Here is a 2,032-nt window from a genome sequence, read left to right as displayed (position 1 = left end):
CACCACTGGTATGACGCCGCGCGAAAGGGCATGGGAGTTTTTGCGCCGCAATCCAGCATTCCAGCGTGAGGTGACCGCTGCAAGCCAGCAGGCCAATAGCTGGTCTTACCAACCCTTGCTTGACCTGGTCGCGTCGGCCGGCGACCTGTTACGCTGGGGTGTTCTGTTTCGCCGAGTCTTATGGGCGAAATTCGATCGTTTTTGGTTCCGCTCTGGTGCGTCCATGTGTTGCCAGTCATTGCAGAACATCTGCCAGCATCGTCGGAGACAACGCCGTGCGAACTCTTGGCATTGCCAGGTCGTGCGACGGTCCTGCCTGGCGCCCGGCAAAGGCCAACATGTTCTTCTTCGCAATGCCGAGCATACGCTCCAGCTCGCCGTCTCTGGCGTGGATATCTTGAGCCTGTCTGTCTCCGAACCGAGGCGATCTGGCCCGCGAGCTTTTGAGGCACCGCCTGAGGGCGGCTCGAGTGCCTCAATGCTCTAAGTGTGGGTCAACGTCTGCCTGCCCGCTGAATTTGGCACGCCTTACACCTACGTCACGACCAAGACCTTCCTGTTGCACTTCGGCCTCGACACACTGCGGGATTTGCCCGATTTCGAGGCGATTGAGGTTGCCGCGCTGCTCAGCAAGGAGAAGCTGCTGGCGGGCGATACTCCCATCGGGCTGGTGAGTGGTGGAGGAGGTGAGGAGCGACACTCCAAGGCCAGGACGGGCTAGCGCAGCAGATACATGGAAGTAATATGAGCGGTTGAGAGTCGAATCAGGGAACTATGCGATCACTATCGATAAGAGGTGGCAATATCGATCGTGATTGTATCGGGCCACTCTACGGCGAAGGAGGCGGCAACTTGTGTCTCCGACCCGAAACGATTACCTTGCGGCCATTATGAGCAAGCATTTGGCATCCGTCTTGACGACCGTGAACGCGCCCTGCAGCGTACAGCTGGACGACGCGGCGCTGGCCGATTGCTTTGCGGATCTCGATTTGGCCAAGCAGCATCCCGCTCATGTCAGCGCCTTTCTCGGCGAGGTCCCTCTCGCCCAGCAAGTCGAGTTCGCAACCGCGCACCACATTCGCGGTCGACGAGATGAAGGCTTTTGCCGCCAAGTTCTCTGCCTGGTCCGGCGAAAGCTATCCGCTCGCCGCGTAATGGCTGGACATGATAGCCGACGCCCGTCCGAATGGCGGCGGCTTTTTTGTATTATATCGACCTGATCGGCCAGCTTCGCGGGAATGCCGGGGCTACGACTTTGAATGGTCATTTGGCGGCGGAACGGCTATGATGATCCAGATCGGCCATCGCGAAAGCCACGACATCGATATCTTCCTCGACGACCCTCAATTGCTCGGTCATCGACCATCCAAAAGCCACCTGCACTTTGAAACGATGCCGTCCGACTATTTGGGGGACGGGCTTCGGTTCCAGAAATTCGCCTTCGAAGACGTTGGCGAAATCGACTTCATCGTTGCCGGAGCGCTAACAACGAAGCCGTTCTAGACCCGCGTGGTGGAAGGCAGGACCGTGCGGCTCGAGACCATCCCGGAAATCATCGCCAAGAAGGTCTATTACCGGGGATTTCGGAAGCCAACCCGCGCGACATCTTCGACATCGCCGCCGCAGCCCGGTCGCAACTGGACGAGGTCGTCAACGCTCTGCGTGCGCTCCCAGAACAGGTCGCTCGAACCAGACAGCGGATGGAAAAACTCAACAATGAATTCGTCGGCCGCGCCATTGCACAGCTGATGATCATGCCCTGACTACGAAGCGTCGCCGCCGACAGTCTGGACGCAGCGTTCGCTGTGCTCGACGAGGTGTTGTCATCACTCAAAGAACCTGACCCCCACGACCTAGCGACCAACCGAGGGAGGGGAGGGGTTTCTCAGAGCCCGGACGCCTTGGTGAGGTTGGTCCGGAATCTGCCGCGCCTCCGCTGATATTTGCGGGTCATCTCGGCCGAGGCATGGCCGAGCTGCTTCTGCAAGTAACGCTCCTCGACGTCGGCCGACGAGGCAAGGCCGGGGCGCAG

Annotated in this window: 2 protein-coding genes and 3 pseudogenes; 3 read left to right on the top strand and 2 right to left on the bottom strand. The window is 59.4% G+C overall.

The window, feature by feature from the left end; genetic code table 11:
- Positions 1-487, top strand: a pseudogene (locus tag EN906_RS32145) (hypothetical protein); the annotation flags it as partial.
- A 39-nt stretch (positions 488-526) separates the two neighbouring features.
- Positions 527-721 (top strand): annotated as a pseudogene (locus EN906_RS32140) (SMC-Scp complex subunit ScpB); the annotation flags it as partial.
- Positions 722-830: 109 nt separating this feature from the next.
- Here EN906_RS32140 and EN906_RS37555 read toward each other — a convergent pair.
- Positions 831-1,112 carry a hypothetical protein gene (locus EN906_RS37555; RefSeq protein WP_164748801.1) on the bottom strand — a complete coding sequence of 94 codons (282 nt, stop codon included), beginning with the start codon at positions 1,110-1,112 and terminating at the stop codon, positions 831-833.
- Between the two features lie 52 nt (positions 1,113-1,164).
- Here EN906_RS37555 and EN906_RS32130 point away from each other — a divergent pair, with 52 nt between their 5' ends.
- On the top strand, positions 1,165-1,503 hold the full coding sequence (locus EN906_RS32130) for a nucleotidyl transferase AbiEii/AbiGii toxin family protein (RefSeq protein ID WP_126063908.1): 339 nt from the start codon (positions 1,165-1,167) through the stop codon (positions 1,501-1,503).
- Positions 1,504-1,885: 382 nt separating this feature from the next.
- Here the strand turns inward: EN906_RS32130 and EN906_RS38595 are convergent.
- Positions 1,886-2,032: pseudogene (locus tag EN906_RS38595) on the bottom strand (integrase); the annotation flags it as partial.

Source organism: Mesorhizobium sp. M7A.F.Ca.CA.004.06.1.1 (assembly GCF_003999135.1).
Taxonomy (GTDB): domain Bacteria; phylum Pseudomonadota; class Alphaproteobacteria; order Rhizobiales; family Rhizobiaceae; genus Mesorhizobium.
This window is presented reverse-complemented; position numbering and strand designations above follow the sequence as displayed.